Annotated in this window: 30 protein-coding genes and 5 pseudogenes; 7 read left to right on the top strand and 28 right to left on the bottom strand. The window is 69.9% G+C overall.

Annotation, left to right across the window (positions count from 1 at the left end):
* Window positions 1–323: 323 nt before the first annotated feature.
* The 7 genes and pseudogenes from AB5J54_RS19315 to AB5J54_RS19285 all read right to left on the bottom strand — a co-directional run.
* A complete protein-coding gene (locus AB5J54_RS19315; protein ID WP_369145155.1) occupies window positions 324–545 on the bottom strand; it encodes a hypothetical protein in 222 nt (73 codons plus the stop codon).
* Between the two features lie 646 nt (window positions 546–1,191).
* Window positions 1,192–1,530, bottom strand: coding sequence for a MerR family transcriptional regulator (locus AB5J54_RS19310; RefSeq protein ID WP_369145154.1), 339 nt, complete (start codon window positions 1,528–1,530; stop codon window positions 1,192–1,194).
* A 912-nt stretch (window positions 1,531–2,442) separates the two neighbouring features.
* Window positions 2,443–2,754 carry an SCO5918 family protein gene (locus AB5J54_RS19305; RefSeq protein ID WP_369145153.1) on the bottom strand — a complete coding sequence of 104 codons (312 nt, stop codon included), beginning with the start codon at window positions 2,752–2,754 and terminating at the stop codon, window positions 2,443–2,445.
* A 49-nt stretch (window positions 2,755–2,803) separates the two neighbouring features.
* A complete protein-coding gene (locus AB5J54_RS19300) occupies window positions 2,804–3,205 on the bottom strand; it encodes a CBS domain-containing protein (protein WP_369145152.1) in 402 nt (133 codons plus the stop codon).
* A gap of 46 nt (window positions 3,206–3,251) precedes the next feature.
* Window positions 3,252–4,760 carry a DEAD/DEAH box helicase gene (locus AB5J54_RS19295; RefSeq protein WP_369145151.1) on the bottom strand — a complete coding sequence of 503 codons (1,509 nt, stop codon included), beginning with the start codon at window positions 4,758–4,760 and terminating at the stop codon, window positions 3,252–3,254.
* 246 nt (window positions 4,761–5,006) lie between these two features.
* Entirely contained in the window at window positions 5,007–5,210 is a 204-nt protein-coding gene (locus AB5J54_RS19290) for a cold-shock protein (RefSeq protein ID WP_030939356.1), read from the bottom strand.
* Window positions 5,211–5,821: 611 nt separating this feature from the next.
* Window positions 5,822–6,243, bottom strand: a pseudogene (locus tag AB5J54_RS19285) (alpha/beta fold hydrolase); the annotation flags it as partial.
* On the opposite strand from AB5J54_RS19285, the pseudogene AB5J54_RS19280 reads away from it, so the two are divergent.
* Window positions 6,233–6,577 (top strand): annotated as a pseudogene (locus AB5J54_RS19280) (TetR/AcrR family transcriptional regulator); the annotation flags it as partial. The pseudogenes AB5J54_RS19285 and AB5J54_RS19280 overlap by 11 nt on opposite strands.
* A 14-nt stretch (window positions 6,578–6,591) precedes the next feature.
* A pseudogene (locus AB5J54_RS19275) lies at window positions 6,592–6,708 on the top strand (PRC-barrel domain containing protein); the annotation flags it as partial.
* A 593-nt stretch (window positions 6,709–7,301) separates the two neighbouring features.
* Here the strand turns inward: AB5J54_RS19275 and AB5J54_RS19270 are convergent.
* Complete coding sequence (locus AB5J54_RS19270; RefSeq protein WP_369145133.1) at window positions 7,302–7,523, bottom strand: hypothetical protein; 222 nt, start codon at window positions 7,521–7,523, stop codon at window positions 7,302–7,304.
* A 373-nt stretch (window positions 7,524–7,896) separates the two neighbouring features.
* On the opposite strand from AB5J54_RS19270, the gene AB5J54_RS19265 reads away from it, so the two are divergent.
* The gene (locus AB5J54_RS19265; protein WP_369145150.1) at window positions 7,897–8,712 is read left to right on the top strand and encodes a hypothetical protein; all 816 of its coding nucleotides are present in this window, start codon (window positions 7,897–7,899) and stop codon (window positions 8,710–8,712) included.
* A 31-nt stretch (window positions 8,713–8,743) separates the two neighbouring features.
* On the opposite strand, the gene AB5J54_RS19260 is transcribed toward AB5J54_RS19265, so the two are convergent.
* The 14 genes and pseudogenes from AB5J54_RS19260 to AB5J54_RS19195 form a co-directional block, all read right to left on the bottom strand.
* On the bottom strand, window positions 8,744–9,016 hold the full coding sequence (locus AB5J54_RS19260) for a hypothetical protein (protein WP_369145149.1): 273 nt from the start codon (window positions 9,014–9,016) through the stop codon (window positions 8,744–8,746).
* Between the two features lie 41 nt (window positions 9,017–9,057).
* The gene (locus AB5J54_RS19255; RefSeq protein WP_369149395.1) at window positions 9,058–9,303 is read right to left on the bottom strand and encodes a hypothetical protein; all 246 of its coding nucleotides are present in this window, start codon (window positions 9,301–9,303) and stop codon (window positions 9,058–9,060) included.
* A 125-nt stretch (window positions 9,304–9,428) separates the two neighbouring features.
* Complete coding sequence (locus AB5J54_RS19250; protein ID WP_369145148.1) at window positions 9,429–9,638, bottom strand: hypothetical protein; 210 nt, start codon at window positions 9,636–9,638, stop codon at window positions 9,429–9,431.
* A gap of 4 nt (window positions 9,639–9,642) precedes the next feature.
* Window positions 9,643–10,197 carry a DUF5994 family protein gene (locus tag AB5J54_RS19245; protein WP_369145147.1) on the bottom strand — a complete coding sequence of 185 codons (555 nt, stop codon included), beginning with the start codon at window positions 10,195–10,197 and terminating at the stop codon, window positions 9,643–9,645.
* Between the two features lie 416 nt (window positions 10,198–10,613).
* A complete protein-coding gene (locus AB5J54_RS19240) occupies window positions 10,614–11,813 on the bottom strand; it encodes a PP2C family protein-serine/threonine phosphatase (protein ID WP_369145146.1) in 1,200 nt (399 codons plus the stop codon).
* 409 nt (window positions 11,814–12,222) lie between these two features.
* Window positions 12,223–12,876, bottom strand: a complete 654-nt coding sequence (locus AB5J54_RS19235; RefSeq protein ID WP_369145145.1) for a contact-dependent growth inhibition system immunity protein — start codon at window positions 12,874–12,876, stop codon at window positions 12,223–12,225.
* A 13-nt stretch (window positions 12,877–12,889) separates the two neighbouring features.
* On the bottom strand, window positions 12,890–13,189 hold the full coding sequence (locus tag AB5J54_RS19230) for an RNase A-like domain-containing protein (RefSeq protein ID WP_369145144.1): 300 nt from the start codon (window positions 13,187–13,189) through the stop codon (window positions 12,890–12,892).
* A 41-nt stretch (window positions 13,190–13,230) separates the two neighbouring features.
* Entirely contained in the window at window positions 13,231–13,791 is a 561-nt protein-coding gene (locus AB5J54_RS19225) for a hypothetical protein (protein ID WP_369145143.1), read from the bottom strand.
* A gap of 27 nt (window positions 13,792–13,818) precedes the next feature.
* On the bottom strand, window positions 13,819–13,983 hold the full coding sequence (locus AB5J54_RS19220; protein WP_369145142.1) for a hypothetical protein: 165 nt from the start codon (window positions 13,981–13,983) through the stop codon (window positions 13,819–13,821).
* Between the two features lie 257 nt (window positions 13,984–14,240).
* On the bottom strand, window positions 14,241–14,927 hold the full coding sequence (locus tag AB5J54_RS19215) for a restriction endonuclease (protein ID WP_369145141.1): 687 nt from the start codon (window positions 14,925–14,927) through the stop codon (window positions 14,241–14,243).
* On the bottom strand, window positions 14,924–15,220 hold the full coding sequence (locus AB5J54_RS19210; RefSeq protein ID WP_369145139.1) for a hypothetical protein: 297 nt from the start codon (window positions 15,218–15,220) through the stop codon (window positions 14,924–14,926). Before AB5J54_RS19210 ends, AB5J54_RS19215 begins: the two co-directional genes overlap by 4 nt.
* A gap of 577 nt (window positions 15,221–15,797) precedes the next feature.
* A pseudogene (locus tag AB5J54_RS19205) lies at window positions 15,798–16,085 on the bottom strand (sigma factor); the annotation flags it as partial.
* Window positions 16,086–16,539: 454 nt separating this feature from the next.
* On the bottom strand, window positions 16,540–16,965 hold the full coding sequence (locus AB5J54_RS19200; protein WP_369145138.1) for an STAS domain-containing protein: 426 nt from the start codon (window positions 16,963–16,965) through the stop codon (window positions 16,540–16,542).
* A gap of 73 nt (window positions 16,966–17,038) precedes the next feature.
* Window positions 17,039–17,398: a MarR family transcriptional regulator gene (locus tag AB5J54_RS19195; protein WP_369145137.1), complete on the bottom strand. Its 360-nt coding sequence runs from the start codon at window positions 17,396–17,398 to the stop codon at window positions 17,039–17,041.
* Between AB5J54_RS19195 and AB5J54_RS19190 the strand changes: the two genes are divergently transcribed.
* Both AB5J54_RS19190 and AB5J54_RS19185 read left to right on the top strand, forming a co-directional pair.
* Window positions 17,351–17,872 (top strand): STAS domain-containing protein, encoded by a 522-nt coding sequence (locus tag AB5J54_RS19190; RefSeq protein WP_369145136.1) that lies wholly within the window; start codon window positions 17,351–17,353, stop codon window positions 17,870–17,872. The genes AB5J54_RS19195 and AB5J54_RS19190 overlap by 48 nt on opposite strands.
* A 95-nt stretch (window positions 17,873–17,967) precedes the next feature.
* Window positions 17,968–18,402, top strand: a complete 435-nt coding sequence (locus AB5J54_RS19185) for an ATP-binding protein (RefSeq protein ID WP_369145135.1) — start codon at window positions 17,968–17,970, stop codon at window positions 18,400–18,402.
* Window positions 18,403–18,562: 160 nt separating this feature from the next.
* Here AB5J54_RS19185 and AB5J54_RS19180 read toward each other — a convergent pair.
* Window positions 18,563–18,706, bottom strand: a pseudogene (locus AB5J54_RS19180) (MerR family transcriptional regulator); the annotation flags it as partial.
* 473 nt (window positions 18,707–19,179) lie between these two features.
* Here AB5J54_RS19180 and AB5J54_RS19175 point away from each other — a divergent pair.
* Entirely contained in the window at window positions 19,180–19,500 is a 321-nt protein-coding gene (locus AB5J54_RS19175) for a hypothetical protein (RefSeq protein WP_369145134.1), read from the top strand.
* Window positions 19,501–19,784: 284 nt separating this feature from the next.
* Here the strand turns inward: AB5J54_RS19175 and AB5J54_RS19170 are convergent, their stop codons facing one another.
* From AB5J54_RS19170 to AB5J54_RS19155, 4 genes are all read right to left on the bottom strand, one after another.
* On the bottom strand, window positions 19,785–20,006 hold the full coding sequence (locus AB5J54_RS19170) for a hypothetical protein (protein ID WP_369145133.1): 222 nt from the start codon (window positions 20,004–20,006) through the stop codon (window positions 19,785–19,787).
* Window positions 20,007–20,364: 358 nt separating this feature from the next.
* A complete protein-coding gene (locus tag AB5J54_RS19165) occupies window positions 20,365–20,931 on the bottom strand; it encodes a DUF5994 family protein (RefSeq protein ID WP_369145132.1) in 567 nt (188 codons plus the stop codon).
* 192 nt (window positions 20,932–21,123) lie between these two features.
* Window positions 21,124–22,335: a PP2C family protein-serine/threonine phosphatase gene (locus tag AB5J54_RS19160; protein WP_369145131.1), complete on the bottom strand. Its 1,212-nt coding sequence runs from the start codon at window positions 22,333–22,335 to the stop codon at window positions 21,124–21,126.
* 138 nt (window positions 22,336–22,473) lie between these two features.
* Window positions 22,474–22,746, bottom strand: coding sequence for a hypothetical protein (locus AB5J54_RS19155; protein ID WP_369145130.1), 273 nt, complete (start codon window positions 22,744–22,746; stop codon window positions 22,474–22,476).
* A 244-nt stretch (window positions 22,747–22,990) separates the two neighbouring features.
* On the opposite strand from AB5J54_RS19155, the gene AB5J54_RS19150 reads away from it, so the two are divergent.
* Window positions 22,991–23,515, top strand: a complete 525-nt coding sequence (locus AB5J54_RS19150) for a DUF5994 family protein (protein WP_369145129.1) — start codon at window positions 22,991–22,993, stop codon at window positions 23,513–23,515.
* A 243-nt stretch (window positions 23,516–23,758) separates the two neighbouring features.
* On the opposite strand, the gene AB5J54_RS19145 is transcribed toward AB5J54_RS19150, so the two are convergent.
* The gene (locus AB5J54_RS19145; protein WP_369145128.1) at window positions 23,759–24,802 is read right to left on the bottom strand and encodes a serine hydrolase domain-containing protein; all 1,044 of its coding nucleotides are present in this window, start codon (window positions 24,800–24,802) and stop codon (window positions 23,759–23,761) included.
* Between the last annotated feature and the right edge of the window lie 80 nt (window positions 24,803–24,882).

Here is a 24,882-nt window from a genome sequence, read left to right as displayed (position 1 = left end):
GGCAACCTAGACCAACCCCCTTCGCGACGATCGTGGTGATCAGCAGGCGGACGCGACGGGATCGGGACGGCGACCAACCGTCCAACCGTTGTGCGGGCTCGGTTGCCACACGCTCGGCCTCCCTCGCACGGGGACGGTCCGCTCGACGCCGGACGTCGGCCGGCCGATCAGGAGGACGACGACGAAGGCCCTGGTCTCTGACCAGGGCCTTCGTTCAAGAGCGGATGACGGGAATCGAACCGGCGCTTGGGAATCACCCGGCACTTGGCCGTCTGCAAGGGCTGTCTGGCTCCGGTACGCCGTGACCGGGCACGGCGGCGGCCCTACAACTTGCTCATCTTGGCGTACGGACTCAGGATCCGCTCTTGCGTCGAGCCGAAATCCACGAGCGCCGCGATCCCGCCCTCGATGCCGATGACCCTGCCGAGGCCGTACACGTCGTGCGTGACCTGGTCGCCTACGGCGAAGTGCCGGGGAGGCAGCGTGACCGGGGCCTTGAAGGGGCTGGTGGGCAGATAGCGCTTCGGTGCACTGGGCTTTGTCATTGCCGCCAGTATGCGCCCCACGCACATCCGTTCGCTGTGGCCGTTCACGTCCGCAGCGCGAGGCAGCCGAGAAGGGGCTCGACGAAAACAACAGATCCAGGTCGCTGACCAGCTGTTTTCCGAGTTTCGGTACGGTACGGGCCAGGGGCGGCGGCCGCAGGGGGGCGACCCGGAGGTCACCGAGGCCGTTCTGCGCTTCCCGCACCCGGCGGCGGCCGAGGCGTCCGTGGCTCTGCCCGAAGAGGTGACGTCGACCAGACCCCCGCCCCGGATCGACGACGTGGCCCCGCCCGTTTTCCGGCCCGCGCGGTCTCGGCGGGCTCCCGGCGCCGGTACGGACAGCGATGTGCAGGGCCGTCCGACGGACGGGGTGGGCCGCGCGTCGCCGTGGACGGTCGCTCGACACCCCCGACCACCGAGGTGGACCCGGTGGTGTCACGGGTCCGTCGGAGGAGTCGGCCCGGCTCGCGCCCCGGCACCGGATCCGTGCGTGCCGGTCCGAGCAGCACCGGCAGCGTTGGATGGCTCGCCGAATGGACGGCCCTGGGCCCCGCGGCACGGATACTGAAGGGGGCCTCGCCCGCGCATGCGCGCTTGGGTGGTTCTCCGTCAAGCTCCGGCGGAATCGCCGGCAGGCGACCCCGTCTCAGTCCGAGGCCGGTGGCGCGGCTGATTCCGCGGCGCGGCGGTACTCGGCGTTGATGCGCTGGGCTTCTTCGAGTTGGTCTTCGAGGATGATGATGCGGCAGGCGGCTTCGATGGGGGTGCCCTGGTCGACGAGTTCCCGGGCACGTGCGGCGATCCGCAACTGGTAGCGGGAGTAGCGGCGGTGGCCGCCCGCGGAGCGGAGCGGGGTGATGAGGCGGGCTTCGCCGATGGCGCGGAGGAAACCCTGGGTGGTGCCGAGCATTTCGGCAGCCCTGCCCATGGTATAGGCGGGGTAGTCGTCGTCGTCGAGACGGTCGTACGAGTCATCTGCTGTCATTTGCACCTCTCCGGGAAACGCGTTGAGGGGCCCTGGCGCCGTACCGGCACCAGGGCCCCGAAGGAACTACTACACCACCTGCCGGCCCTGATACTGCGCCGGCCTTCTATGTCCGCTGAACCGACCCAGTGGCTGTCGGGTTCGCGGGGATCGCGGTTGCTTGACCGGAGACCACCTCACTGTCGCGATGTCCTGCGGTACCCGGGCTCAGGCTTACGCCCGGGCGATCCTGATGGCGCGGGTTCCTCCGTTCTTCCTCGGTGATCGAACTGCCTACTACGGGGAACGCGTACCGCTCACTGACTTCACTGCTGGGTACTGCGTACTGCACTCACGGGTACCGCGCCTGGCATGGCCACCGTCCCGCTTGCGGCGGCCCCTGATCACTGCGGGCCACCCGGTCCGGCCGTCAGTCCCGTCGCCGTCCTGCGAAAGCCCTGGCTTCGAAACTCCACCGCCGCACCGTCCTGCTCACTGCACCTACCTGTACTGCCGGCCGGCAGTTCGTCTCTGCCAGGCCCTGCTTTCTCCATGGGCTACGAGAGAAACCATAACCAGGCCACTGCTCAATGTCTACCTCGGCCGATATAGATTTTTGAGTGTCTGGTGAGCAGATAATCGACCTCCAGCGGTGACGCGGAGGGTCGCGGGGCGGTCACCGCCAGGTTGACCGCCGCGTTTCCGGGCACACGCCTCGGTCGGGGGATCCTTGAATACGGGCGGGATGCACCGCGTTTCGATCGCGGACGTCGGCGCCTGGACCATGGGGACTTCAGCTACTCCGATCACTGACCCGGCGCCCGGGGAGAAACCTGCCCACCGATACGCGAGAGGGCCCGACCGGCGGGTGCCGGTCGGGCCCTCTTGGGTTGGCTGTTCGGGTGTCGGCTCACGTTCGCCCGTGGGTCACGGTCAGGCCGCAGCCGGGGCGCCGTGCATCGCGGAGGCCTGCTGGAACGCGTCGGAGGCACAGGTGGGCGTGGTGTTCTCGGGCAGGCCGCGGCAGGTGAAGCCGAGCTTGGTCATGGCACGGAGGACTTCACCCGCGCTGAAGTCGCGGCGGTCCTGGCGGGTGATGACCTGGCCGACCTGCATGACGGGGTAGGCGCGGCGGCCGATGATCACGGACTCGCCGGTGATCTCCTCGGGCTTGACGCCCTTCATGGAGTCCAGGACGCCGCTCTTGGTGAGGTCGAAGGGGTAGCGGGCGATGACACAGCGCACGATGCCTCACAGGGAGAGGAAGGGGATGGTTCCGCCGGGGTGAGGCGGTTCACGCGAGGACGAGGGCGGGAGTGAGCGCGCCCGGAGTGTCGTCCTGTCCGCCCGCGCCGGACGAGGTGACGACCCGGGGACGTACGGCCCGCCCGGGCGTCAGGGGGGTGGCCGGGGTGAGCGGCTCGCCGTCGCCGGAGAGGTCGCGCAGCTGGAGCCGGTCCGTGTAGGTGGCGCTCTCGCGGACGGTGGTCAGCTGGGCCCGGGTGACCAGGCCGGTGCACAGGCCGTCGTCGTCGCAGACGAGCAGGTGACCGGTGCGGGCGCCGGCCATGACCGACAGGGCCACCTCGACGGTCATGTCGTCGCAGACCCGTGGTGCCGTGTCCACGGTGTCGGCCGGCGTGAGGTGCGCTGGGGCGGGGTGCGTGGGGCGGGGCTGGATCTGTACCGGCGTCACAACGTGCCTCCTGCTGAGATGGGTCGGCTTCCGGACGGTGTACGGCTCAGGCCGCCACGTCGCCGGCGGAACGCCGTCCGCCGGCGCGCCTCGTCGCCGAGGCGGGACCGCGCCGACCGCGGGGGGCCGAGCCGCGTTTGCGCTGCTCGGCCGGCGGCGCGGTGATCGTCACGGGGATGCCGGAAGGGGTCCGGGCGCCCGTGATCCGGCGCAGCGCCTCCTCGCCGGAGCGGACCTGGGTGGTCGTGGGCACGATGCCGGCGGCCGACATGAGGCGGGTCATGTCGCGCCGCTGGTTGGTGGTGACCAGGGTGACGACGCTGCCGGACTCGCCGGCCCGGGCGGTCCGGCCGCCGCGGTGGAGGTAGTCCTTGTGATCGGTGGGCGGGTCCACGTTGACGACGAGGTCGAGGTTGTCGACGTGGATGCCGCGGGCCGCGACGTTCGTGGCGACCAGGACGGTGACGTGCCCGGCCTTGAACCGGTCGAGGGTACGGGTGCGCTGCGGCTGCGACTTCCCGCCGTGCAGGGCGGCGGCCCGGACACCGCAGCGGAGGAGGTCCTCGGTGAGGCGGTCCACGGCGTGCTTGGTGTCCAGGAACATGATCACCCGGCCGTCGCGCGCCGCGATCTCGGTCGTCAGCCGCTGCTTGTCGGCGCCGTGCACGTGCAGGATGTGGTGCTCCATCGTGGTGACCGCGCCCTGTGAGGGGTCCACGGAGTGGACGACGGGGTCGATGAGGTAGCGGCGGACCAGGAGGTCGACGTTGCGGTCCAGGGTCGCGGAGAACAGCATGCGCTGGCCCTCGGGACGGACCTGGTTCAGGAGCGCGGTGACCTGGGGCATGAAGCCCATGTCGGCCATCTGGTCGGCCTCGTCGAGGACGGTGATCGCGACCTGGTTCAGCCGGCAGTCACCGCGGTCGATGAGGTCCTTGAGGCGGCCGGGTGTGGCCACGACGACCTCGGCGCCCCCGCGCAGCGCGTTCGCCTGTCGGCCGATCGGCATTCCGCCGACGACGGTGGCCAGGCGCAGCTTCACGGCGCGGGCGTAGGGAGTGAGGGCGTCGGTGACCTGCTGGGCGAGTTCCCGGGTGGGGACCAGCACCAGCGCCAACGGCAGGCGGGGCTCGGCGAGCTGTCCGGCGGTGCGGGCCAGCAGGGCCAGGCCGAAGGCGAGGGTCTTGCCGGAGCCGGTCCGGCCGCGGCCCAGGACGTCGCGGCCCGCCAGGGAGTTCGGCAGGGTCGCGCCCTGGATGGGGAACGGGACGGACAGGCCCTGTGCGGTGAGCTCGGTCAGGAGGCGCCGGTCCAGGGCCAGGTCGGCGAAGGTCTCGACGGCGGGCAGCGCCGGAGTGATCGTCTTCGGCGGGGCGAACTCCCCCTGTACGGAGGTGAAACGCCTGCCGTATCCGCCCGACCGGCTCGGGCCGCCCGATCGGCTCGCGGACGAACCGGGGCGACCACCCCGGCCCGTTCCGGCGGAGAATTCGTACGCGTGACCGCCGTTGCGGCGGGTGCGGGAGGTGCGGCCGTCCGTGCGTGCGGGGTTCATTCAGAACCTTCCTGGAAACGGCGCGTATCGAGGAATTCCGGCAGCAGGTGAACAGCCTCTGGAATCACGGGGACGGCCGAATGGAATGAGGAGGAGAGCGCCTCGGCAGGGGATAATCGACGGCAACTCACCGGGTCGCGAAATTGATATCGGCGAGGCAGGGGAGGCGAGAGTCAAGCAAAACGAAGAAAGCTGGGGCCCGCACCCCGAGGGATGCGGGCCCCAGCTGCTTATTGCGCGTCAGCGTCAGGCGGGAACGATGTTCTCGGCCGTCGGGCCCTTCTGGCCCTGCGCGATGTCGAAGGAGACCTTCTGGCCCTCCTGGAGCTCGCGGAAGCCCTGCGCGGCGATGTTCGAGTAGTGGGCGAACACGTCAGGGCCGCCACCGTCCTGCTCGATGAAGCCGAAACCCTTTTCCGCGTTGAACCACTTCACGGTGCCAGTAGCCATGTCATTTCTCCTCTGGGCAGTACGACGGAATCCGTACCGTACGGACGCCGTGTCGCCGCGATGATGCCCTGCCCGGAAGGTGACCGGAAATACGAAGCGTTTCCTTGTGGCGCGCGGCCGACGGGATGCGCTTGAAATTTTTGGGTACCAAAACTGCAACTGACTTCGACAGTAGCACGTCACCGCAGCCTGTGTGCTGCGAAAATTTCTCCCTCCGTGTCACCGGTAAAGATTCTGTCTGCGATGGCCGCTAAAATCTCAGGCCGCGAACACAGGTATTCGTGCTCCCCGAATGCGGCGTTCCCGGAAGCGGGACGGTCGACGCGGCGTCGGCGGCCGGCGGGCCCTGTGCCTGTGGGCCGGAGCCGGGGAGGGCGTCCCCCGGAACTCTCCGACTCCTCCACGCTCACGCGTGCCTCGATGTCCTCATGCCGTTCTCCTCCGTCCCTCGCCGAAGAAGGCCCCGACGCACGGGAGGCGCCGGTCCGGCTGTCACCACGCTGAGCCCCGGTCATCCGCACGGGACGGCACGTCGAGGCACGGAGTGCGGACCGCCGACGGCCGTTTCTCCCCGCCACAGTTCTCTGCGTCGACCCGGCAGGGCCGAGGGAATCGACGTCCCCCATGAAGGACAGCATCCGGGCGTTGACCACGTCCCGGTGGTCGATCTGCGAGCCGTGTCCGGTCGCGGCGATGATCTCCGCGCGGGCTCCGGATGGACCGCAGCTCGTCCTCGGTCAGCGGCAGGGGAGCGGGGCGACGGATCTGGTATGCGCGGGCGCCGGGCCTCGGGGGCCAAGGTGGCGAAGAGACTCGCGAAGACCCAGGCGAAGAAGCGCAGGCCGACCTTCTCCAGGCCGCCGGGGTCGAGGGCGGTGACGGAGGCGAGTCGTCGGGGTCGGACGTGGGCCTGGTTGAGCACCAGCCGGCCGCCGTACGACGAGCCGACGAGGTGGACCCGGTCGAGACCGAGCACGTCGAGGGCCTCGTCCATCCACTGGGCGGCACGCTCGGGCTGCCACATGGGCTCGCGGCGGGTCGCGGGGCGGCGCGGGCTGCATGCGGTCGGCATGCGGGACGTGGCCGCGGAGGCCGGTGTGTCGCTCCGGCTCGTGCAGTACTACTCGAGACCAAGGAGAAGCTGCTCTTCTACGGCCTCCGGCACCTGACCGACGCTTCACCGCGAGGGTGGGCGCCCGGCCGGCCGCTGTCGGCCCGGACCCGGGCCCGCGCGCCACGGTGGAGGCGCTGCTGCTGGCCTCGCTGCCGACCGAGGAGAGCCGTACTGCTGTACAGCTCCTACGCGATCCTCCGTGACCGACGGGGCGCTGGCCGCCCAGCCCTTCATCGACAACCCCGACGCCGCGCACGCTGCCAGAGCCTGGAAGCGATCTACGTCGACACCAGCACCGACGAGCCGGCCATGGCCGCGATCCGGGTCGGTCTGCCCACGCGCCACCGTCTGGTGTTCGCTCACCTGGACGGTGCGACGGTGGGACGGTGGGACCGGGCTCGCTAGCCTGCCGTTGAGCTTCCCGTCCGACCGAGGAGGCGCCCCTCGTGCCGCCTTTTCCTGGCCCTGATCATCGTCGCGATCGCGCTCGGCATCATCGGCGCCGTCGTCGACGGGCTCCTCTTCCTGCTCTTCATCGGCATCGTGCTGTTCGTGGCCGACCTCATCCATGCCGCCATGCGGATGCGCCCGCTCACCGCCGCCTCGTCTGGTGACGGATCAGAGTCCGTCGCACCCGCACGGAGCTGGTCGGCGCAGGCCGTGGAGGGAGACGGAAACGGATACGCCTCGTGACCCGATGCCGAAGCCATCGTCACGAGTGGGAGTCGGCCTGCCTCGCGTCGAGCCGCACTCGTGCCAGAGGCGGACGCTTACGCATCCTCGTCGAGCAGGAAGGCTTCGGTCTCTCCGAAGTCGGGCTCCTGGAAGGGATTTGTGGTGGGATGCGGTGATGCTGCAGCGGTGCGGGGGGACGCCCCTTCCGGAGCGGAGAACGGCGAGGTCAGGTCGATGAGAGGAGTCCTCTTCATTGCGGGTCCATGAACGGATCTGGTGTGCCGTGACCGGGCACGGCGGTCCTACAGCTTGCTCATCTTGGCGTACGGACTCAAGATCCGCTCTTGCGTCGAGCCGAAATCCACGAACGCCGCGATCCCGTCCTCGATGCCGATGACCCGGCCGAGGCCGTGCACGTCGTGTGTGACCTGGTCGCCTACGGCGAACTGCTTAGGAGGCGGCGTGACCGGGGCTTTGAAGGGGCTGGTGGGCAAAAAGCGCTTCGGTGCACGTGGCTTTGTCATTGCTGCCAGTATGCGCCCACGCATATCCGCTACGGCCGTTCCCGTCCGCAGCGCGCGGTAGCTGAGAAGCGTCTCGCCGAAAAGCAGCAGCCCCAGGTCGCTGACCTGGGGCTTTGCTGGGGAGCGGATGACGGGAATCGAACCCGCGCTATAAGCTTGGGAATCACCGACGCCCAGGGGTAGCGATGTGCCCTCTGACCTGCGCATATCGACTGTCGGGCGACTCGTGACGAGGACTCTGACGCTCCCGTGTCGACCGCTGTTCACCGCCGCTGAGAGCACGGATGGGGCACGCGCCCGCTGCCTTGCCGATGTCGAGCGCCTGGTCAGGTCCTCCCCGGTGCCGGCGGCTTCCGCGACTAGCCTCCGCATCATGCTGCGTATCGTCGACACCCGTACCGGCCACCTCGTGGAGATTCCCTCCGTACGCCGGCATCTGCTGAGCATCTGCGTCCACCTGTCGGTCCACCAGGCCGGGATCGGCCTGGTGGACCTGCGGGCGCTCCTCGTCGGTGACGTACTGGCGCGCACGGCGGAGCTGCACGGCCTGCAGTCCCGCACGTTCCTCACCACGTCGGACCTGCCGCACGAGCAGGCCGAGGCGCTTGATCACGCCATGTCCGCCCTTGGCATCCACCCGCCCGCCACCGTCGGTGTGCACCATTCGAGCGGAACGCTCTGCGCGGCTGCCGACGTACACGTCCACGCGTACGGGACCGCGGCACAGGACGCGGTCGGCGGGGTCCGTATCGACGTGGGCCAGTTCGGCCCGGCATCCAGGGAGAGGGGTGTCCCGGACCGTTCCCGCCTCCTGGACGCCGTCGCCCCGGAGGGGACCGATCCGCTGGCCGTGAGGATGCTGATGCTCGGGCACGCTCACCGGGCGCCGATCACGGTCACCGGTACTGCGCTCGAAGAGGCCCGGCGGATGCTGGGGGACTGGCGGCAGCTGGTGGCCGACTGGGCGCAGGAGCCGTCCAGGCCGATCCCCGCCGATGTGCTGCGACACGCCCATGCCGTGCTGGCTGATGATCTCGATGTCCCCGCCGTCCTGGACGAGCTGGTCACCGTGGCGACGCGCGCCGACGTACCGGCCGGTGCCAGGTTCGAGACGTTCGCGTTTCTCGACCGCGTCCTCGGACTGGACCTCGCGCGCGAGGTGGGTCACCAGCACCGGGCGGCGACATGACGTCGGGGGGCGGGCCATCGGGCAGTCCGGCTCAGCCGCGTTCTTCCTCTTCGGCCTCCATACGGCGGATTCCCTGGTGGGTCAGGGAGACCATCTCGGGTGTGTTGCCCGGTTCCCAGTCGACGGTGATCAGGCCCTCGCCGGCGAGGTAGGTGCAGGCGGCGGCCAGGTCCTCCTCCGGGATGCGCAGGTCGTTCCGCAGCTTCCGCCCCGGGACTCCGAGGAGACGGTTGCCTTCGGTGGCTTCGTAGAGGGCGGTCAGGACCCGTTCGCGGTAGACCTGTCGCTCGCGGAGCGTCGCCATGACCGAGTCCTTTCATGCGTGTGAGGAACGGCCGACGCTCCTCACACCTCGTCGTCGTGGGTGCCGGTGCGAGAGGACGGTCTGCTGGTGGCGAGCCAGGAGAGGGCGGGTTCCGCGCCGGATCCGGTGTCGACGGTGAGGTGGAGCCGTGTGCCGCCTTCGGGTACGGGGTAGCTGCGCTGTTCCGCCCCGGCGAAGGAGCGGCGGATCACCTGGGCGACCGCGCGGGCGGCTTCGGGGGTGGCGGCGACGATGCGGATCTCGGCGTGTCCGGCCGAGGGCGGCATCGCGGTGTCGGTGGGGTGCAAGGTGTGTGGTCCCTTCACGGGCGGGCGAGAGGCCGGCGGGCGGGTTGTCCCGGGTGTCGGGTGCCCCACCCGCCGCCTTCGGTCGGAGGAATGGTCTGAGGTGGTCAGGGCCAGGTGCCCGTGAGCCGGCGACGGGTGGCTCGTTCCGTCGGCGTGGGGTGGCTGTGGCCGGGCGGCCGGCGAATGGCCGGGAAGGGGTCGCCGAAGTGGTGGGCGGCGATGCGTGCGTCGTGCTGGTCGTTGAGCCGGTGGATCAGGCGTGTGCCGAGCGCGATCAGCAGGGTGACCGCCGCGAGTGCGATCAGGGTCTCCACGACGTCACCTCCGCATGTTCCTCGGCAGCGGGATCATCCGCGCACCGATGAGTGGGTGTCGCGGGGGCGCCGGGGCGGCCCCGCCATCGGTCTCCCAGGCGTCCTCACTGCTTCGGGCGTCCCGCATGCGGCGGTCGGTCGCGGCCTCGTCGGACATCAGGACACCGGCGGCCAGGACACTGCCGGGGAGGGCGGCGGCGGTCATCAGCCGGGCGGCTGCGGCGGGTTCGGTCTCGGGCGGGATCACCAGGAGATCGCAGCGGCCTACGGTGTAGGAGAGCAGGATCATCTTGTCGGGATCCTGTTCGGTGAACCAGCCGATGTGCAGGGTGTGCCCGGCGACGGCGACCTTGTGCGGGACGACGGGCCAGCGGGTGGGGTTCACCGCGACGCGCGTGATGCGTCCGAAGTGCTCCTCCAGCGCGTCGACCAGAGGCGGAAGTTCGACGGCCAGGTCATGCGTACGAGGCCACCAGGCACCGTCCAGGAGGCCGGCGAGGGTGGTCTTCGGTGTCAGTGAAAGGCGTGCCGAAAGCAGGGGTGCGACGGTGGCGTTCATGATCGCGGACCCGTCTCCGGGCCGCCCTGCAGGGCGGCCCAGTGTCTTGATCGCCGGAAACGACGTCCGCGTGGGAGCGGGTGCTCGACTTACTCCCGGTACTTTCAGCGTACTCCGCCCAGCGGCCGGACGAGCCGCTCTGACCAGGTCATTTCCCACCGGGCACGCCGCCCGGCCGATGGCCGCGGGCATGACCGCAGGCCCGCGGAGTGCGGTGTGACCACGGCGGTGTTCCGCCGGCCATGAGGCATCGGCGGCTCACCACCCGTGGCGACAAAGACCACTTGGCCCTCCTGGTGGCACCCCCGGACATGACATCCGACGCGGCACGGGGCGCCAGGCCCGTGCGGTCGACGCCGGCAACGTCACCCAGGCCGCCGAGACGCTTCACCGGCACCTCCCGGCACGCTCCTCCGTCACCCGCGCCACTCGACCAGGACCAGCGTGGCGTCGTCCGAAGTGGCTTCGCCCCGTGCCCGCTTGAGGGTGTGGGAGAGGTCCCGCACCACTGCTCGGACCTCTCGGTCCGCCCGCTCCAGTTGGTTCACCCAGTCGATCAGCTGGTCCTCCCCGAACTCCTCCTGTCCGCTCTCGTGTTCCTCGATCAAACCGTCGGTGAAGCAGAGGACGCGATCCCCCGCGTCGAGGGTGACTTCGCTGATCTGCGGCTGTGCTCCTCCGAAGCCGACGGGCAGGGTCGTGGGGCTGTCCAGGCGGCCTACGACGCGGTGGCTGCGGATCAGAAGGGGGGCGGGGTGCCCGGCGTTGACCCACTGGAGGCGGCCGGTGTTCGTGTCCAGCCGCATCATCTGCGCGGTCACGAAGTGGTCGGGGGCGAACTGCTCGGCAATGGCCCGGTCCATGAAGAGGTAGATCTCGGACAGCTCGATGCTGATCCGGCGGGCGTGCCGGTACGCGCCGATGGCCACGGTGGCCATCGTGGCCGCGTCCAGGCCATGGCCCATGGCATCGATCATGGCGAGGTGGAAGGTGTCCCCGTTCAGGGCGTAGTCGAAGCTGTCGCCCGCCACGTCGTAGGCGGGCTCCAGGACGCCGGCGATGGTGACGCGCGGCGTCACCATCGACAGCGGCGGCAGCAGTGACCACTGGATCTCGGCGGCGACGCTCATCGGTTCGCTGCGACGGGTGCGGAAGAAGAGGTCGGTGTAGCCGTTCTTGGTCTGCATCATGTCGGCGATCAGCTCGGCGATCCTGCGCAGCAGGCGGCGGTCGTCGTCATCGACGGCGTCCAGCGTGACCGCCAGAACGCCCGACTGGTCGCCCCCGTCCAGCAAGGGCAGCAGGACCCGTACGCCGTCGGCCAGCACGAGTTCCACCGGGCGCGAGGTGAGGAAGCACCGGCCGGCCTCGGAGCCGTCGATGACCTGCGGTTCCCCGCCCGCCAGCCCTTCGCCCGGCAGGGGGACCAGCCTCTGCTGCCCGTAGTCCTGGAGCAGGATCTGCGGATCCCGGCCCCCCAGCCGCGCCACCGTGTCGGCGAGCACCGGCCCGACCAGATGTGGTGGCAGCTCGTGGGCCCGGTCCAGGAGCCCGCCCAGCAACCCCTCTCCGAAGCTCTCCGAGCGATCAGGATCACCGGCCGATCGGACTTTCATCCCGCTCCCTCCCACAGGGCGACGGACGGGCTGCGGCGCCTGCGCCGCTGTCCTGCGGACACGGGAGCCGGGCCCGTTACCGGCGATCTCGCCACCAGGATGCGCTTCGGCGTCAGGGCGCGCCATCGCAGGCCCCGAAAGGTCGGGACAACGACGAAGCCCCAGGTCGCTGACCTGGGGCTTCGTTCAAGAGCGGATGACGGGAATCGAACCCGCGCCATAAGCTGGGGAATCACCCGGCACTTGGACCTGAAAAAGGCATCTGACCTGCGGAAACGGGCACTCTCGGTAGGGCTCTCGATTGCCTTCCGGCGTCTGCTGTTGACCGCTGTTCACCGCCCCTACTGGCACGTTGTGGCACGGGCCCCTCTCGTACCGAGAGGAGAGGGAGGCCGGCCGCAGGGTTGAATCAGCCGGAGAGCGTCGTCGCCACCGACTGGAACCAGGCACCATGGGAGAACGGCTCGGGCGGGCCGACCTCCATGCCGAGTTCGGCGGCGGCCAGGGCGTAGTCGCCCTCGTCCAGGGGGAGGGCGAGCAGTTCGTGGAGTTCGCCCACGAGGCGGGCGACCAGTTGGGGGTGGGTGGTGGCGGCGTAGTCGGCGACGGCGGCCTCGTGGTCGGGGAACTCGTCGACGATGTCCTGCGAGAACCAGCCGCCGAGCAGTTGCGCGGTCTCCGGGAAGCGCGCGTGCCACTCCCAGTGCGTCTGCGGGGATGCCGGCTCCGGGACGTCGCCTTCCTCGATGCTCTTCTTCAGGTGGTCGGCCAGCACCGTCAGCCAGCCGCCGATCTCCGACTGGGGCATCCCGGTATCGGGGATCGCGTAGAACTCGCCCAGTTCCTGCCGGATGCGTCCCGGAGGGTTGCGGCTGTACTCGCGCAGCTGGCGCTCCGCCTCCGCGATGGCCGAGGGGCGGGTGTGCCAGGTGTGACGGAGGTACGCGTCGAGGGCGCGGCTGCGTCGCTCCGGGGTGTCGTCGGCCGGCTGCCCCAGGTACGCGCGCATCACCTGGTCCAGCTCGCCGTACCGGCGGTCGTGTTCGAGGGGCTTCATGGACATGTGCGTGCGGCCCCTACAGGTAGAACGGGACGGTGGTGTGGACGACGAAGCCGTGCGGGCTCGACGGCTCGCGGCGCAGGACCACACGCGCCGCGCGGACGTCGACGGGCCCGCGGCCTGCCAGCAGCTCGGCTTCCAGCTGGACCCGTCCTACGGGCTCTTCGCGGGAGGGCCAGGCGGCCTCGATGGTGAGGCGGGCCCGGGTGTTCTGGGCGAGCCAGCGGTGGATGGCCTGCTCGTTGGCGTTCACCACCTGCTGGGTGGCCCAGTGGGCGGTGTCCCGGTCGGGGTAGGCAGCGGAACGGGTCAGCACGGGGGCATCCTCTCAAAGCACCTGGTCGAGGCTCGTACGGCTCAGTAGTCGGAGAAGTTCCAGAACATGCCGACCTCGGTTTCCGAGACGACGATCAGGCCGTAGTCCTCCGAGTAGACGCTGAGCGGGCTGTACGCCCAGCCCGACGCTGTGAAATCGAGTGTGCCGCGCATGTGTCCGGGCTTCTGGACGTTGGTGTGATAGGTGGCCCTGTCCCCGTAACGGGCGAGGATCGTGCGTGCCATGGCCCGCAGTTCCTCCTCGCTCTCCCTGAAGCGCCGCAGGTTGGACAAGGTGCAGCGGTCGTCCGTGAGGGCCAGGAGCAGGTTCTCGGCGCTGCCCCGGTCGATCTCCTGGAGACGTACGGCGACGTACTCCGGAGGGTGGTCGACGAAGGGGTACATGGGGGAAACCGTGCGCTCCGGGTCATGTGCCTCGTCGTCGAGACCGGCCCAGCCCCGAGGGTCAGGGACCCGTGCCATCAGGGCCAGGACGTCGAGGACCCAGTCCTCGTGCCGGCGCGGGCCCGTGGCGTCGTACGGGGACGCGTCCTCGTACAGGTGGTGCACTGCGGCTTCCCAGGCGGCTTGGTCGACGGACATGTGGTGCTGGCCTTTCTCGGCGGGACGCTAGGACTTGGAAGGCATCGACGTCATGACGGTGAACGGCGGGTTCCTGCTGCTGTCGTACCGGATCCGCGTGTCGATGCCGTTCACGTCGTACGCCTTGGCCTTCATGCCGCCCCGCTTGTAATCCGACAGGTCGTCTGGATTGCCATCCAGCTTCTTGCTCACGCTCCTGCCGCTGGGCTCACCATCGGGCGTCGTCGCATAGAACGACTTGACGTCGCCGTCGGACGGCGGGGGTGGGCCCTTGAGCCAGGCAATAGCGGCTTCCCTGCAGGCCATGCGGTTTCTGCGGGGCCCATCACCTACATGGGTGACGGGGCAGATTGAAGCGCATCGTGGGCGGACTGCCTCACTCTCCGAGGGGCCTCGCTCTCCTCAGGGGGCGGCGTGGCTTTCGTCGCCTGGACGTCCACGGTGGCGGATCAGGACAGTGAGGCGGGTCTCCGCGGTGGCGGTACGGCTCGCAGCAATTCCCACAGTGGGGTGGAGCCGGCGGCCCATCGGGCCAGGAGGTGGCGATCGACCAGGTGGAGGCGCTGGGACTTGGCGAAGTCGGGGGCCTTCTTGGAGAAGCGACCGTTGGTGAGCATGACGATGACATCGCCGTCGTGGATCTGGCGGCCGGTGCCATTGAGGCGTTGGAGGTCGGGGGTGCCGACGGCCGCCCCCGACCAGCCGGCCTTGCGATGCTTGCATTGGATCACCCAGCGTCTCCCGAACGGATCGGTAGCCTTCACATCGGCTCCGTTGTCGCCGCTTCCGCCGACCTGTTGGGCGTCCTGATAGCCGTCGCGTCGCATCAAATCGCGGACGGCGTACTCGAACTGGGTGTAGTGCAGGCCGTCAAGGTGCTCAACCAGGTATCGAAGACCCCGCAAACGGACCTGCTCCCGGCGAGTCGCCTCCCGCCGCAGAAGTACAAGGGCGATACCTGCCCCGGCCACTGCCAGGACCGGAAGGGCGAGGGTCCAGGGGTGCTCGGCCAGCCAGGACAGCGTGGCTGCCAAGAGCCCCTGAGCCACTACGCCGATCAGACCCAGCATCAACAGGAGCTTCCCGTCGGAACCACGCTTCTGGTTGGGCCGGCGACGGGTCGGGCGGCGGCTCATCGTCCACTCCCCGTGGTGGGGAAGGTGATCGGATACGAGACCGTTGGCGTGGGGCGGACCACTGGCTTGTCCCATCCGGGCCACTTGATCGGATAGACCACCGTCGACTGTGGCTGGGGTAACCGGTGCTGCCCCGGCTGGGTCCCGACGCCGGTGGTCGTGTTGCCACTGCCGAAGAGGAACACCCCCACCACGATCATCCCCGCGATCGCCGTCTGCCGACGGGCGCCTGCCGGCAGACGGACGTGTCTCCTCACCACGGTCCCGTCGGACCTCTCGTACTCCTCGATCACGGGCACAGCCGTGTCCCCCTCACCAGTCGAGTCACGCCTCCCTGCGTGACCGGCCCATGAAAGCACCCGCCACTGACAACCTGTCACAGGAAGATCGCTAACTGTGATCACTTTGCGCCGCGAGCCCGGCCTCCACGTCGGCGTGGTGCGAGGTGGTGCACCGCGTGCCCTCCGGGCAGGGAGCTTGTGCGGGATGGAGCACGCGGAGGGCATGGCGTGCCCTGGCATGTCTAGACAACGACGAAGCCCCAGGTCGCTGACCTGGGGCTTCGTAGAAGAGCGGATGACGGGAATCGAACCCGCGCTATAAGCTTGGGAATCACCCGGTACTTGGATGTCGATGTAGCCGCTGACCTGCGAAAACGGCTGCTGGCTATCCAGTCCGGTCGGCCTCTTTCGATCCCTCGTTGACCGCTGTTTACCGCCCCTACTGGCACGTTGTGGCACGGCCCTTGTCATTCCGCCCCCGGCCCGGGCAGTCGTGCACGGAAGGTGCGGTTCCAGTCGATCGTGTCCCCTGCCGTGGTTCAGGGGATCAGCCGGGGAGCGGAACCCGAATTGACCAACAGCGTCCGCCGTCCACGGTCACCACCAGCTCGGGCAGGCGGTCGTCGTATGACAGCTCGGCCCGGGTCTTGCGTGAGCGCAGCACGTCGATGCAGACCCGGCCGACCACGGTGGTCAGCCAGCCGGCCAGGTTGTCGATCGCGGCCGCGTCCTGTCGCGCCAGCCGGATCCACGCCTCCTGCACCGCGTCCTCGGCGTCGCCCCGCGACCCGAGCATCCGATAGGCGACCGCTACCAGGCGCTCACGCTGCTCTTCGAAGGCTCCCGCCAGCGTTTCGTGCGGACCTGATCCGGTCATGTTGTTACCTTCCTCGCTCGTACTCCGTCATGGTCATGACGGGCCCGAAGGTGCCGAGGTAACCGCTCGTCGTGCATCGGATGGAAGCGTGGCAGCGGCTGCCGGTGATCGACATGCGTGACCGCTGCCCCGGCAGCGGTGGTGCCGGCGGTTGGAATCCACTGTGCGGAACAGGACCGCACTACGCCTGACCTGTGTAAACGTGCCCTGGTCGGCCCCTCTGGAGGAGGCTTCGGAGCCCGCCGCTGACCGCTGTTGACCGCCCTCAAGGGCACGGCTGGGGCACGCCCGTCACGCTGACCCGTCAAATGAAGATCGAATCGGCCCGAACCGTTGTGAGCCGCCATCCCCGGCAGTCGTCCTTCGCGTCGGATCGCTGCGGTGGCGTCGCCGTTCCGACCCGGCGCCGTGAGTCGCGCCGAGCGAGCGGCCGGCCGCCGTATGCGGGCGGGCGTCATGGCCGCGGGTGCCGGCCGCCACCGATCGGAGGGGGTTTCAACGCGGTCCAGCCGCGGACGGTGACTACGTGGTCGGCTCCGGTCAGTTCCAGGAGGCGGGCGACGGGGCGGCTGAGGGCGGTCAGCACGAGGGATTTCCCGTTCTTGAGGGCCAGCCGGTTCAGGTCCACGAGGAGGTGCAGGCCCGAGCTGTCCATGAAGGTCACGGCGGACAGGTCGATGTCGAGGCCCAGGCTGCTGGAGTCCAGAGCCGTGGTGAGGTCCTGACGCAGGCTGCCGGCGTCGTCCATGTCGATCTCGCCGCTCACGCGCGCCAGCACCCGGTCCGGACCCGGCTCGAACAGCACGGCGACAACGGGAAGGCGAAGGGCGACGTCGAGAGGTTCCGCAGTGGCGGGGAGGCCGTTGGGAAGAGAAGTCATGGCCTTGCTCCCTTCACAACCCCCAAACGCGGGGAAAGAAGGCTTGGAAAGGGCAGCGACGGGGTGATCCCGGTCAGGCGCCTGGGTCGCGTTCATCGCGATCACGGTCGGCGGGGGGTGAGGGACCTCGGCCAGGCGGGTCGAGGTCGACCAGCAGGTTCAGGAGGCTCGCGATCTCGTGGTGCCCCTCGGCCGGGTGGCGGAAGAGCGTCCCCGGCGTGACTTCGTAGTGGTTGCGGCGGCCGTGGCGCCCCCGGGTGAGGTATCCCGCGCTCTCGAGATCACCGACGATGGCCTGGGCCGCCCGTTCGGTGACCAGGCAGCTTGCGGCCAGATCGCGCAGCCGGACCTCCGGATCACGCAGGATCATGGCGAGGATCCGGGCGTGGTTCGTGACGAACGTCCAGCTGCTCCGAGGCTCCATGGACTCCATGCCCGAAATTATACGATTTGCGATTCCGGTTTCGCCAGACCGGAATCACGATCCCGTCATCGGGCCGTTGCGGGTTACTGCGCAGGAGACAAGGACCTGTTGCAGGCCGGGGCTCTGCCATCCCCGGCACCGGAACCGAAGATCGCTAAGGCCGTCGCGGGCGATGCGGTGGTCTGCGTGCCGGCCGGCGACCCGTACGGGGACACCGCCGGCGCCGCCGCCCGGGATCTCGCCTCGACCCTGGAGCGGAAGCCGGCCCTGCTGGCCGTCGACCTCGCCGCTGCCACCCTCCATACCGCCGAGGGGCTCGACGTCCTGCCGGCCCTGCGACAGGACGCCCGCGCACGGGGTGTCCCGCCGGCGCTGCTCTCCCCGAGCCGGCCCGTGCTGCGCGTACTGGAGCTGACCGGTGCCGACGCCCTCTTCCACGCCTTCGGCACGGTCGAAGAGGCCCTTGCGGCGTACGAGCCGTAACTGGGCGGGCCCGCTGGGTATGGACCCGCGAGAGGCGGGCAGGCGCGGGACATGCGGTCCGTCCAAGGACCCCAACCCCGCCCAAGGGAACCGTCATGGGGTTTGCCCCGTCCGGCCTGTCACACCACCGTGAGCTCGACTTCCAGCCCGGGGACACCTGGGCGTGCCGCCAGGGTCTGACGTGCGTACGCCAGGCCCTCGCCGACTGGGACTTGACCGGCGCCGCCGAGGCCGCCGGGGACGTGACGCTGGTCGCTGCGGAACTCCTCTCCAACGCCGCCAAACACGCCGGCGGCCCGCTGCACCTGGCCGTCGACCACACCGGCGACCTCCTGCGGATCGCCGTCACCGACTCCGACCCGGCACCACCACGCCGCGACATGCACCGGCCCGAGGGCATCGGCGGCCACGGCGTCTTCCTCGTCGAACACCTCGCCCGCCAGTGGGGCACCCGGCCCGACGGTTCCGGCAAGACCGTCTGGGCCGACCTCGCCCTCCCTCCGTCCCCCCGGGCGCGGCAGCAACCCTGACGACCAACGGTTGCGGGCCCCGGGGAAAGCCTCTTCGCGCCCCGCCGCACGCCCAAGGATGCGGAGCCCGCCGGTGACCCATCGCCGGTTGCCCCAGGGGCGCTTGGCGGCTGCGGCCTGGCCGGCCTCGGCATCGGGGCCGGCCAGCCTTTCGCCCCGGTCAGTCCGCGGCGGGAGGCCGGCCCTCGGCTGCTGCGCGGCGGTACTCGGCGTTGATGCGCTGGGCTTCTTCGAGCTGGTCCTCGAGGATGATGATGCGGCAGGCGGCCTCGATGGGAGTGCCCTGGTCGACGAGTTCCCGGGCTGGGGTGGTTTGCGGCGGGTCGCGAGAGCGAGGGAGCTCAGCGTCGATAGGGCCATCGCCGCCCGCATGGTGATGCCGTTCATCTTCATCGGCTCGGCGCGCACCGGCACCCGGCCGTAGCCGTCGCGCGCTGCGGGCCGTCCGGACAACGACGAAGCCCCAGGTCGCCGACCTGGGGCTTCGCAGAAGAGCGGATGACGGGAATCGAACCCGCGCCATAAGCTTGGGAATCACCGACGCCCGTCTCGATCATCTGTGGCCTGACCTGCGGAAACGCTCCTTGGTATGGCATTCCTCGCCGATCCCGAGACGCCCGTGTTGACCGCTGCGCACCGCCCTGAAGGGCACGGCCGGGGCACGCTGCCAGAGCCTGGAAGCGATCTACGTCGACACCAGCACCGACGAGCCGGCCATGGCCGCGATCCGGGTCGGTCTGCCCACGCGCCACCGTCTGGTGTTCGTTCACCTGGACGGTGCGACGGTGGGACCGGGCCGGCCAGCCTGCCGCTGAGCTTCCCGTCCGGCCGAGGAGGCGCCCCTCGTGCCGCCTTTTCCGGGCCCTGATCATCGTCGCGATCGCGATCGCGCTCGGCACCATCGGCGCCGTCGTCGACGGGCTCCTCTTCCTGCTCTTCATCGGCATCGTGCTGTTCGTGGCCGACCTCATCCATGCCGCCATGCGGATGCGCCCGCTCACCGCCGCCTCGTCCGGTGACGGATCAGAGTCCGTCGCACCCGCACGGAGCTGGTCGGCGCACGCCGTGGAGGGAGACGGAAACGGATACGCCTCGTGACCCGATGCCGAAGCCATCGTCACGAGTGGGAGTCGGCCTGCCTCGCGTCGAGCCGCACTCGTGCCAGAGGCGGACGCTTACGCATCCTCGTCGAGCAGGAAGGCTTCGGTCTCTCCGAAGTCGGGCTCCTGGAAGGGATTTGTGGTGGGATGCGGTGATGCTGCAGCGGTGCGGGGGGACGCCCCTTCCGGAGCGGAGAACGGCGAGGTCAAGTCGATGAGAGGAGTCCTCTTCATTGCGGGTCCATGAACGGATCTGGTGTGCCATGACCGGGCACGGCGGTCCTACAGCTTGCTCATCTTGGCGTACGGACTCAAGATCCGCTCTTGCGTCGAGCCGAAATCCACGAACGCCGCGATCCCGTCCTCGATGCCGATGACCCGGCCGAGGCCGTGCACGTCGTGTGTGACCTGGTCGCCTACGGCGAACTGCTTAGGAGGCGGCGTGACCGGGGCTTTGAAGGGGCTGGTGGGCAAAAAGCGCTTCGGTGCACGTGGCTTTGTCATTGCTGCCAGTATGCGCCCACGCATATCCGCTACGGCCGTTCCCGTCCGCAGCGCGCGGTAGCTGAGAAGCGTCTCGCCGAAAAGCAGCAGCCCCAGGTCGCTGACCTGGGGCTTTGCTGTGGAGCGGATGGCGGCAATCGAACCCGCGCTATGAGCTGTGGAACCACCGGCGCCCAGCTGGAGAATCAGGTTCCTGACCTGCGAAAACGGCCTCAGTTGCGGGGCTTCTTGTCGGCTCGGCGACAACCGTGTTGACGGCTGTTCACCGCCCCCCGGGCACGGGAGCGGAGGGCGGGGCGCAGCGGCGGCACTTCCTGGACGAGACAAGGGATCAGCGTGGTCGCGGGAACGGCAGGTGTCATCTCCGCATGCCCTGGGGCAGGTAGATCATGCGTGCCCCGACGACGGGTCGGGGGTGGGATCGGGGCTGGGGCTGCCGGGAGGCGCCGCCGTCCGTTTCCCAGGCGTCCTCACCGGCCCCTGCCCCCCGCAGGAGACGACCGGTCTCGTGCTCCTCGGACATCAGGGTGCCGGTGGTGTGGACGTTGCCCGGGGCGGACGCGGCAGCCATCAGACGCGCGGCGGAGGAGGGTTCGGTCTCCGGGGGAATCACGAGCAGGTCGCAGCGGCCGAGGTTGTACGAGAGCAGGATCATCGTGTCGGGAGCCTGGTCGGTGAACCAGCCGACGTGCACGGCGTATCCGCCGACGGGGACCTGGTACGGGGCGACGGGCCAGGGCATGGGGTTCGCGGTGATGCGCGTGACGCGTCCGAAGCGGTCCCGCAGCGCGTTCACCAGGGGCGGCAGCTCGGTGGCGAGATCGCGTGAGTAGGGCCACCAGGCGCCGTCCAGCAGCCCGGCCATGGAGGTGCGCGGTGTGAGTGCCAGGCGCGCCTGGCGGGTGGGAGCGGTGGTGCTGGTCATGAGACCGGGACCTGTCCCCGGGGCGCCTGCGGGCACCCCGGCTTAGTGATCGCCAGGAACGACGTCCGCGTGACGGCGGGTGTACGAAGTGCTCCCGGTACCTCCAACGTACTCCGTGCCGTAGCTGGACGGGGGCGGTGGGCCGGGCCGGTTCTTCCGGTGGGCCGGGCCGCCGGACGCCCGGAGGCCCCGTCACCTTCGTCCGCGCCACTCGACGAGGACGAGGGTGGCGTCGTCGGTGGTGGTCTCGCCGCGGGCCCGTCTGAGCGTGTGGGACAGGTCGCGTGCCACGGCCCGTACGCCCCGGTCGGCCCGGTCCAACCGGTGGACCCAGTCGATCAGCTGGTCCTCGCCGAACTCCTCCTGCCCGGTCTCGTGTTCCTCGATCAGTCCGTCGGTGAAGCAGAGGATCCGGTCCCCGGGCGCGAGCGTCACTTCGCTGACCTGCGGCTGGTCTCCGCCGAAGCCGACGGGGAGGGTGGTGGGGCTGTCGAGGCGGCGTACGACGCGGTGGTCGCGGATCAGCATGGGGGCGGGGTGTCCGGCGTTGACCCACTGGAGGCGGCCGGTGCCGGTGTCGAGCCGCATCATCTGCGCAGTGACGAAGTGGTCGGGGGCGAACTGCTCGGCGACGGCCCGGTCCATGAAGAGGTAGATCTCCGACAGTTCGACGCTGGTCCGGCGGGCGTGCCGGTACGCGCCGATGGCCACGGTCGCCATGGTCGCCGCGTCCAGGCCGTGGCCCATGGCGTCGATCATGGCGAGGTGGAGGACGTCGCCGTTCAGGGCGTAGTCGAAGCTGTCGCCGGCCACGTCGTAGGCGGGTTCCAGGACTCCGGCGACCGCGACGTGGGGCATCGTCATGGCCAGGGGCGGCAGGAGCGACCACTGGATCTCGGCGGCGACGCTCATCGGTTCGCTGCGACGGGTGCGGAAGAAGAGGTCGGTGTAGCCGTTCTTGGTCCGCATCGTGTCGGCGGCCAGGGCCGCGAGCCTGCGCAGGATACGGCGGGCGTCGTCGTCGACCGCCTCCAGGGTGACGGCCAGGACGCCGGCCTGGTCGCCGCCGTCCAGCAGCGGGACGTGGACCCGCACCCCGTCGGCCAGCGGCACCTCGACCGGGCGCGAGGTGAGAAAGCAGCGGCCGGCCGCCGAACCGTCGATGGGCAGGGGCTCGCCGTCCTCCAGTCCGCCCCCGGCGAGGGGGACCAGGCTCTGCTGCCCGTAGTCCTGGAGCAGGATCTGTACCTCGCGGCCCCCGATTCGGGCGATCGCGTCGGCGAGGGCCGATCCGACCCGGTCGGGCGGCAACGCGTGGGCGTGGTCCAGGAGCCCGCCCAGCAGCATCTCCCCGAAGCTCTCCGAGCGGTCGGGGTCCCCGTCCTCGTGCGGTCCGACGGTCATCCGGGGGCCTCCAGGCGGGCGGCGGGGCAACGCCCTGGTCCGGTGCCGACGGGCCGATCCGTCGGTATCGCGGTGCGGCTTCCAGGATGCTCCGCGGCGACCGGGGCCGCCACGCGCGCCGTAGGCTCCGCCCCCTGGTCAGGGTTCCTGGGAGTGGGGCCCCGTGCCGCTCGGGGGCCTGCTGGTGGCCAGCCAGGACCGGGCCGGTTCGGCGGTGTGGGCGGTGTCGACGGTGAGGTGGAGGCGGGTGCCTCCGCCGGGGGCGGGGTAGCTGCGCTGCTCGTCACCGGCGAAGCAGTGACGGAGGACATCGGTCACCATCCGGGCGGCGTCCGGGGTGGCGGCGACGATGCGGACTTCGGCGTACCCCGGCGGCGGCAGGGCTTCGGCTTCCGGCTCGTTGCGGTCCAAGGCGGCACCGTCCTTTCCCATCGGCGACCCGCCCGCGCACGCCCGGAGCGGGCATGCCTCGGTACGTCCACGGTACGTCCGAAGCCGCCGGTGCCGATCGGCTCCGCAGCGGGGAGCGGCGCGTCCGCGGGTTCTCCCGGAGTACGGTGAAAGAACGGGGCCGTCGCCCCGCTCACCGGCCCGGCGTCCGCCGTGGCACCGGTTCGGGCGGCAGCGGCACCATCCGTGGACGGGCGGACCGACCATGACCGACACAGGCATTCCCCACACGCCGTCACGCCTCCTGCCGGACGAGGTCCACCGGGCCGTCGGACCGGGCACCGCGCTGCTCCGGCTGGAGACGACGGGGTCCCGGCAGAGCCTCCTCGACGGCGCCTGGTGGCCGCGCTCGCGTGACGTCGAGCGGGAGATCCCCCCGCTGATCACCGCCCTGACCGAACACCTCGGGCCCATCACCCGAGTCGGCCTGGACGCCTCCGCCTGGAACGACATCCCCACTCGCCTGACCGTCGACGACCGGGTCGTGCACCTCGACTCCTTCCCCGTCGGCGACGACACCGTCCTGATCACCCGCGGCGACAACGACCACTTCTCCCTCATGGTCGTCCCGCCCGCCACCACGCCCGAGGCCGCCCGCAGGGCCATGGCACGCGCCGTCCACGCCGACAACGTCACCCAGGCCGCCGAGATCCTCCTCGCCGAACTCCCCCACGCCGCAGCCCCGTCGATCGGCACCGCCCTGGACAACGAAGAAGGTCCAAGTCGCTGACCTGGACCTTCGATCAAGGGCATGAGTTGACTGTGTACGAGGGCACCGACAAAGGCTCCCTGTTGGGAGACGGGGCGAGGCCGGCTGTTCCTGCCGTTCCGTCTCGGAACGGCAGGAGCGTTCCAAGACGGAACGGGATCGGTGTTCCGAGACGGAGAGGATCCGCCGTTTCCTCGGGGGATAGAGGGGGTGTTTCCTGAGGAAACAGGCTGCTGTTCCCTTGGGGAACATGCCAGGGCTGCCTCAGGCGAACGCCAACTCGCGGAAGGCGTTGCGGACATCGGTCAGCGGCTGGCGGTCGCGGGTGTAGTAGAGCTTGTTGGTCAGTAGCACCGCCCACCGGTCCTGGGTGGGGGAGATCCACATGCCGGTGCCGGTGAAGCCGTAGTGGACCCAGACGTCCTGTTCGTCGGTGGTGCCGGGCGCCGGATGCCAGAACAGGCCGCGCTCGGGCTGGAGGCCGCCGGTCTGCACGGTGACGGAGTGGGCGCTCCACTCGGCACCGAAGCCGGCCTCGCCGGGGGCCGTGGTGTGGTCGAGCATGTAGCGCAGGAAGACGGCCAAGTCGTCGAGGACGGTGAAGGTGCCGGCGATGCCGCAGACTCCGCCGAGGAGCCGGGCGGAGAAGTCGTGTGCGGTGCCCTTGAGGTGGGTGCCGGTGTCCTGGTCCAGTTCGGTGGGAGCGCATCGGGACGCGATGTCGGCCGGCAGCGGGCCGAACCGGGTCGAGTCCATGCCCAGTGGGTGCCAGGTCCTCGTCTCGCAGAGCTGATCGAGAGGTTGGCCGGAGAGGTGCTCGGCGAGGTAGCCGAGGATGAGGGCGGCCCGGTCGGTGTACTCGACGGCTTCGCCGGGTGGCTGGTTGAGGGCTTCGTGCAGGACTCCGCGGCGGATGCCGGCGGGGTCGGTGCCGTAGAGGTTCTTCAGCTGGGCCCGGAGGGGGAGGCCGGCGGTGTGGGTCAGGAGCTGGCGGGCGCTTACGGCCCCGAGGGGGTGGCCGGTGACCTCGTCCCAGAAGGTGCCGAGCGGGGCGTCGAGGTCGAGGACGCTGTCCTCCCACAGGGCGCCGATGGAGGCCCAGACAGCGAGGATCTTGGTGAGGCTGGCAGCGTCGAAGACAGTGTCCGGCCGCATCCTCACGTCCGGTTCGTCGGGCTCCAGGACCCCGGTGGCACCCGACGCCCGGACTCCGCCGGAGTCGCCGACGGCCCACACCGCACCCGGGTAGACCTTGTCGCGGACGCCTTCGCTCAGAAGGTTCTCGATGCGGTCGGTGCGGTACGCCATGGTCTCCCTCTTCGTCTGGGTATCCCAGCGGCCAGCGTAATGACGTGAGACGGGTGGGCCGGGCAACGGCGTGCCGCTGG

The organism is Streptomyces sp. R44 (assembly GCF_041053105.1).
GTDB lineage: Bacteria > Actinomycetota > Actinomycetes > Streptomycetales > Streptomycetaceae > Streptomyces.
Note: the sequence above shows the minus strand (reverse complement) of the source record. Positions and strands in the feature narration are given on the sequence as shown.

Bases quoted from the DNA above. Each gene is read 5' to 3' on its own strand.
- AB5J54_RS19225 (WP_369145143.1), bottom strand. From the start codon at position 13,791: ATGTCCGTCGACCAAGCCGCCTGGGAAGCCGCAGTGCACCACCTGTAC.
- AB5J54_RS19215 (WP_369145141.1), bottom strand. From the start codon at position 14,927: ATGAGCCGCCGCCCGACCCGTCGCCGGCCCAACCAGAAGCGTGGTTCC.
- AB5J54_RS19145 (WP_369145128.1), bottom strand. From the start codon at position 24,802: ATGGCGTACCGCACCGACCGCATCGAGAACCTTCTGAGCGAAGGCGTC.
- AB5J54_RS19240 (WP_369145146.1), bottom strand. From the start codon at position 11,813: ATGAAAGTCCGATCGGCCGGTGATCCTGATCGCTCGGAGAGCTTCGGA.
- AB5J54_RS19200 (WP_369145138.1), bottom strand. From the start codon at position 16,965: ATGACTTCTCTTCCCAACGGCCTCCCCGCCACTGCGGAACCTCTCGAC.
- AB5J54_RS19260 (WP_369145149.1), bottom strand. From the start codon at position 9,016: ATGGCGACGCTCCGCGAGCGACAGGTCTACCGCGAACGGGTCCTGACC.
- AB5J54_RS19245 (WP_369145147.1), bottom strand. From the start codon at position 10,197: ATGAACGCCACCGTCGCACCCCTGCTTTCGGCACGCCTTTCACTGACA.
- AB5J54_RS19170 (WP_369145133.1), bottom strand. From the start codon at position 20,006: ATGACAAAGCCACGTGCACCGAAGCGCTTTTTGCCCACCAGCCCCTTC.
- AB5J54_RS19195 (WP_369145137.1), bottom strand. From the start codon at position 17,398: ATGGAGTCCATGGAGCCTCGGAGCAGCTGGACGTTCGTCACGAACCAC.
- AB5J54_RS19315 (WP_369145155.1), bottom strand. From the start codon at position 545: ATGACAAAGCCCAGTGCACCGAAGCGCTATCTGCCCACCAGCCCCTTC.
- AB5J54_RS19290 (WP_030939356.1), bottom strand. From the start codon at position 5,210: ATGGCTACTGGCACCGTGAAGTGGTTCAACGCGGAAAAGGGTTTCGGC.
- AB5J54_RS19265 (WP_369145150.1), top strand. From the start codon at position 7,897: ATGCTGCGTATCGTCGACACCCGTACCGGCCACCTCGTGGAGATTCCC.
- AB5J54_RS19310 (WP_369145154.1), bottom strand. From the start codon at position 1,530: ATGACAGCAGATGACTCGTACGACCGTCTCGACGACGACGACTACCCC.
- AB5J54_RS19295 (WP_369145151.1), bottom strand. From the start codon at position 4,760: ATGAACCCCGCACGCACGGACGGCCGCACCTCCCGCACCCGCCGCAAC.
- AB5J54_RS19255 (WP_369149395.1), bottom strand. From the start codon at position 9,303: ATGCCGCCCTCGGCCGGACACGCCGAGATCCGCATCGTCGCCGCCACC.
- AB5J54_RS19235 (WP_369145145.1), bottom strand. From the start codon at position 12,876: ATGTCCATGAAGCCCCTCGAACACGACCGCCGGTACGGCGAGCTGGAC.
- AB5J54_RS19185 (WP_369145135.1), top strand. From the start codon at position 17,968: ATGGGGTTTGCCCCGTCCGGCCTGTCACACCACCGTGAGCTCGACTTC.
- AB5J54_RS19160 (WP_369145131.1), bottom strand. From the start codon at position 22,335: ATGACCGTCGGACCGCACGAGGACGGGGACCCCGACCGCTCGGAGAGC.
- AB5J54_RS19165 (WP_369145132.1), bottom strand. From the start codon at position 20,931: ATGACCAGCACCACCGCTCCCACCCGCCAGGCGCGCCTGGCACTCACA.
- AB5J54_RS19270 (WP_369145133.1), bottom strand. From the start codon at position 7,523: ATGACAAAGCCACGTGCACCGAAGCGCTTTTTGCCCACCAGCCCCTTC.
- AB5J54_RS19150 (WP_369145129.1), top strand. From the start codon at position 22,991: ATGACCGACACAGGCATTCCCCACACGCCGTCACGCCTCCTGCCGGAC.